Origin of the sequence: Streptomyces huiliensis (assembly GCF_020037025.1) — a bacterium.
Classification (GTDB): Bacteria; Actinomycetota; Actinomycetes; order Streptomycetales; family Streptomycetaceae; genus Streptomyces; species Streptomyces huiliensis.
On record NZ_JAIQLH010000316.1, the window covers coordinates 1 to 4,869 of the forward strand.

General features: G+C 76.7%; 4 protein-coding genes. 2 read left to right on the forward strand and 2 right to left on the reverse strand.

The window, feature by feature from the left end; all coding sequences use genetic code 11:
• Both JNW98_RS32085 and JNW98_RS32090 read right to left on the reverse strand, forming a co-directional pair.
• Nucleotides 1-1,944 (reverse strand): DUF5682 family protein (locus JNW98_RS32085; RefSeq protein WP_223771824.1); only part of this gene is annotated, 1,944 nt, incomplete at its 3' end.
• Nucleotides 1,941-3,098: an ATP-binding protein gene (locus tag JNW98_RS32090; protein ID WP_372459375.1), complete on the reverse strand. Its 1,158-nt coding sequence runs from the start codon at nucleotides 3,096-3,098 to the stop codon at nucleotides 1,941-1,943. The genes JNW98_RS32085 and JNW98_RS32090, both read right to left, overlap by 4 nt.
• A 174-nt stretch (nucleotides 3,099-3,272) precedes the next feature.
• Here JNW98_RS32090 and JNW98_RS32095 point away from each other — a divergent pair, with 174 nt between their 5' ends.
• Both JNW98_RS32095 and JNW98_RS32100 read left to right on the forward strand, forming a co-directional pair.
• Nucleotides 3,273-4,613 (forward strand): SWIM zinc finger family protein, encoded by a 1,341-nt coding sequence (locus JNW98_RS32095; protein WP_223771826.1) that lies wholly within the window; start codon nucleotides 3,273-3,275, stop codon nucleotides 4,611-4,613.
• Between the two features lie 58 nt (nucleotides 4,614-4,671).
• Nucleotides 4,672-4,869 (forward strand): DUF5691 domain-containing protein (locus JNW98_RS32100; protein ID WP_443732508.1); only part of this gene is annotated, 198 nt, incomplete at its 3' end.

The window sequence follows — 4,869 nt, forward strand, 5'->3', positions numbered from 1 at the left end:
GTCGGCGGGCGCCACGGCGGGTGAGAGGGCGCGTCCCAGGAGGCGGGCGACCCGGTCGGCGGTCAGCGCGCCCTCGTCGAGCAGGAGCCGGGCCGCCCGGCCGCGGAGTTCACCGGGGAGGTGTTCGCGGTCGGTGAGGACGGTGAGCACCGCCGTCCAGCGGTCGCCGGCGTCCGGGCGTTCCAGCAGGGCCACCGCCCGGTGCACGGCGTCCATGTGCGCCCGCATCTCCCGCGCGGCGTCGCGATCGAGGCCGGCGCAGGCGGCCGGGAGGCCGACGAAGATCCGGTCGGCGAGGCCGGCCGCGACGTCGTCGAGGGCCCCGGTGTCCGTGCGGCGCACATCCCCGTAGCGCACCGAGCGGACGAGCGCGGGCAGGGCCTCGGCGAGGTGGCCGACGTCCGTGTCTAGGGCGGCGCGGTCGGCGAGGGCGCCCAGGACCACGGGGAGGGCGGCCGGCAGGGCGGCGAGCAGGCACCGTTCCGCCAGGGTGGTGAGGCCGGCGAGGGTGTCCGCCTCGCGTGCGGCGGCTTCCGCCCGGGCGGTCGCGGCGGCTTCGACGGTGGTGCCCCAGGCGGCCGCTTCGGCGAGCCGGACGGCCAGTTCCGGCCGCCAGGACAGGCGCCATGCCTCGCGGAAGGTGCCGAGGCCGGTGCGCGAGGCCAGCGGTTCGCCCCAGTCGGTGTCGAGGAGCCGGAGGCGGTGCAGCAGCCGGCTGCGCTCGACGTCGGTGTCCTTGCGAAGGTCCAACTCCCGTTCCTTCGGCTCCGCTTCCGGTTTGAGGCGGAGGGTGCGCTGGAGGCGCGTGAGGTCGCGCCGGAGCGGGGTGGCGGGGGCGGTGTCGGGGACCTCGCCGAGGTCGTCCCCGATGACGAGCCGGTCGCGGACGAGGGCGAGCGGCACGTCCGACCCCTCGCACATCACGGCCCGTACGGCGTCGGTGGTCTCGGTGAGGCCGGGAAGCGGCCGGCCGCGCAGGGCGGCGAGCGTGCCGGCGAGCCGGGCGGACTCGATGACGTGCGCGGACGAGACGGGCCTGCCCTCCTCGCGCAGCAGCCGGGCGACGGTGGTCAGCCAGCGTTCGACCGGCCGGTCCGGGGCGGCGAAGAGGTGGGCGTACCAGCCGGGCGAGGTGATCCCGGCGCCGTAACCGCTGCCGCGGGCCAGGCGGCGGTGGGTCCAGGGCACCCAGGAGATCTCCGTCTTCACCTTCGGGAGCCCCTTGAGCAGCTGCCGGTCGGCGGTGACGGGACGTCGGGCCGCCAGCGCGGGGACATGCCAGGCGCCGCAGACGACGGCGATCCCGTCCCCGAACTCCTTGACCGCCGCGCGGAGCCGGAGCCGCATGTGTGCCTCCCGGACGGCGTCGCCACCCGGGCCGGGCGGCGTCTCCTCCTCCCCGTCCGTGCGGAGTTCGGCCATGGCCTCGGCGACGGCCCGGAAGGGGTCGAGGGGGTCGTCGCCCGGTCCGCCGTCGTCCGGCCGGTCGCCGCCGCGGTGTTCCACGGCGTCCTCCCACCAGCGTTCGGGGTCGTCGTGGCCCGCGGCCCCCGCCAGCAGGGCCAGCGGGTCGGGCGGCGGCGTCCCCGTACCGTCCGGCCCGCCGGGGTCCGCCGCTCCCCGCAGGGCGAGGGTGTGCGCCGCGGGCAGGTCGATGAACCGCACCTCGGCGTCGTGGGCGAGGGCCCAGCGGATGGCGACCCACTCCGGCGAGAAGGCCGCGAACGGCCAGAACGCGGCCCGGCCGGGGTCGTCCGCGGCGTGGGCGAGCAGCGCGACCGGGGGCCGCATGCCCTCGTCCGCCGCGCAGCGGACGATCCCGTCGGCCTCGGGCGGGCCCTCGACGAGCACGGCCCGGGGCCGGAGCCGGTCCAGGGCGGCGCGCACGGCCCGCGCCGAGCCGGGGCCGTGGTGGCGCACGCCCAGCAGGGCGGGCGCGTTCACGCCGACACCTCGCGGCAGGCGCGGTAGAAGTCCTGCCAGCCGGCCCGCTCCCGGACGACCGTCTCCAGGTACTCGTGCCAGACCGTGCGGTCCGACGCCGGGTCGCGGACGACCGCCCCGAGGATGCCGGCCGCGACGTCTCCGGCGCGCAGCACGCCGTCGCCGAAGTGCGCGGCCAGCGCCAGCCCGCCGGTGACGACGGAGATCGCCTCGGCCGTGGAGAGCGTCCCGGAGGGGGATTTGAGTCTGGTCCGGCCGTCCGCCGTCACCCCGTCCCGCAGCTCGCGGAAGACGGTGACGACCCGGCGGATCTCGTCCGTGCCGCTCGGGGCGGCGGGCAGGTCGAGGGAGCGGCCGATCTGGTCGACGCGCCGCACGACGATGTCCACCTCGTCCTCGTGCGTGGCGGGGAGCGGCAGGACGACGGTGTTGAAGCGGCGGCGCAGGGCGCTGGACAGCTCGTTGACGCCCCGGTCGCGGTCGTTGGCCGTGGCGATGAGGTTGAAGCCGCGCACGGCCTGGACCTCCTCGCCCAGCTCGGGGACGGGCAGGGTCTTCTCGGACAGCACCGTGATCAGCGAGTCCTGCACGTCGGCGGGGAGGCGGGTCAGCTCCTCGACGCGGGCGGTCATGCCCTGGGCCATCGCGCGCATGACGGGGCTGGGCACGAGGGCGTCCCGGCTGGGCCCGTGCGCCAGTAGACGGGCGTAGTCCCAGCCGTAGCGGACGGCTTCCTCGGCCGTGCCGGCCGTGCCCTGGACGAGGAGGGTTGAGTCCCCGCTGACGGCCGCGGCCAGGTGCTCGGACACCCAGGTCTTGGCCGTGCCGGGGACGCCGAGGAGCAGCAGCGCCCGGTCCGTGGCGAGCGTGGTGACGGCGACCTCGACGACCCGCCGCGGGCCCACGTACTTCGGGGTGATCACGGTGCCGTCGGGGAGCACGCCGCCGAGCAGGTAGGTGGCGACGGCCCACGGCGACAGCCGCCAGCGCTCGGGCCGGGGCCGGTCGTCCGCCGCGGCCAGGGCGGCCAGTTCGTCCGCGAACGCCTCTTCCGCGTGCGGGCGGAGGGCTTCCGTGGGGGCCGGCGGGCCGGCGGCCGGGTGAGCGGTGTTGCCGCGTGTGGCGGGTGTGTTCTCGGTGTCGGACGCGTCGATGGTGACGGCTGCGTCGGTGGGTACGAAGCGGTTTCCGGGCACGGTCACAAGTCCCCCTCGTCGTGCGTTCCGGGCTGTGTCACCACCCTGCACCACGCCACTGACAATCGGCCTCGGCTCCAACGAAGGCGCAGGTCAGGGCGATTGTCAGTGGCACCCCCTACCGTCGGTGACATGAATCCGCAGGGGGAACGCCGAACGGTGGACCAGGTGCTCGCGCTGGCGCCTGACGCCGCGTCGCGCACGGCGGGCGGCAGGCTCGCGGTGCCGGGATCATGGTCGGGGACGGGAGCGCGCCCGGACTCCGTGTGGGGGGAGTGCGCGGGCCGCGGCGGCCGGAGATACCGGACCGCGGCCGATGTCTCGGACCCCAACAAGCCCGATTACAGGTGTGATTGCCCCAGCCGCAAAGTGCCGTGCAAGCACGCGCTGGGACTGCTGTTGTTGTGGGCGGCGGGTGAGGAGTCCGTCCGGCCGGCGGAAGAGCCGCCGCCGTGGGTGAGCGAGTGGCTGGAGAGGCGCGGTGGGCAGCCGACCGTACGCCTCCCTTCCGCTCCGGCCGCCACCGATCGCCGGGCGGCGGAACGGGCACGCCGGATCGGCGCGGGGGCCGAGGAGTTGGAGCGGCGGCTCGCCGATCTGGTGCACGGCGGCCTCGTCGGGTCCGGCGGCGGCGCCCGGGACGAGTGGGACCGGGCAGCCGCCCGCATGGTCGACGCACAAGCGCCCGGACTGGCGTCCCGCGTACGCGAGTTGGGTGCGCTGACGGCGACAGGACCGGACTGGGCCTCCCGGCTGCTGGAGGAGTGCGCGCTGCTGCACACCCTCAACCGCGCCTACGCGCGCGTCGACCGGCTGCCCGCCGGGCTGGCCGCGACCGTGCGCGCCCGCGTCGGGATCACCGTGGACTCGGCCGCGCTGCTGGCCTCCGCGCCTCCCGTCCGGGACGACTGGCTGGTCCTCTCGCAGGACGACACCGCCGACGACGGCCCGCTGACCACCCGGCGCATCCGGCTCCACGGCAGACGCACCGGCCGCGCGGCGCTGCTGCTGTCCTACGGAGTGGCCGGCCGGGCGCCCGACCTCTCCCTCCCGGTCGGCTGCTCCCTCGACGCCGACCTGGCCTTCCACCCCGCCGCCGTGCCGCTGCGCGCCGCGCTCGGGACGCGCCACGGCCCTCCCGTGCCCGCCGCCGCGCCACCTCCGGGCATGGGCGTCGCGGCCGCCCTCGCCGCCTACGGGACGGCGCTGCGCGACGACCCGTGGCTGGACGCGTGGCCGGTGGTCCTCGACGGGGTGGTCCCCGTGCCCGATCCGGACCTGGGTCGCCGGCTGGCCGACGCGGAGGGCGATACGGCGGTGGCGGTCGACACGAGCCGCACGGACGAGGCCGGCTGGTGGCGACTGGTGGCGGTGTCCGCGGGCGGGCCGGTTCGGGTCTTCGGCGAGTGCGGGCACCGCGGATTCGTGCCCTTGGCCGTCTGGGGGCCGGAGTTGGCGCCCTTGCGAAGGTGACGGCCGCATGGCCCGCGACCACGTCGACGCCCTCCGCGATGGATTGGAAAGGTCATCCGTGAACACACCGAGCCACGAGGCCCCGGCCCCGGACGTCTCCTGGGACGACCTCGTCACCTCCGCCCTGATCGGCACCGGCCGGCGCGGCACCCCGGTCCGGCCGCGCCCCGGTCGGGACCCCGCCCTCGCCCTGCTGGACGCCGCCGCCCTGCACACCGTCCGGCGCCGCGCCGCCGCCCTTCCCGTCGCCGCGGGG

Coding starts and splice junctions, on each gene's coding strand:
- JNW98_RS32095 (WP_223771826.1), top strand. CDS start 3,273: ATGAATCCGCAGGGGGAACGCCGAACGGTGGACCAGGTGCTCGCGCTG.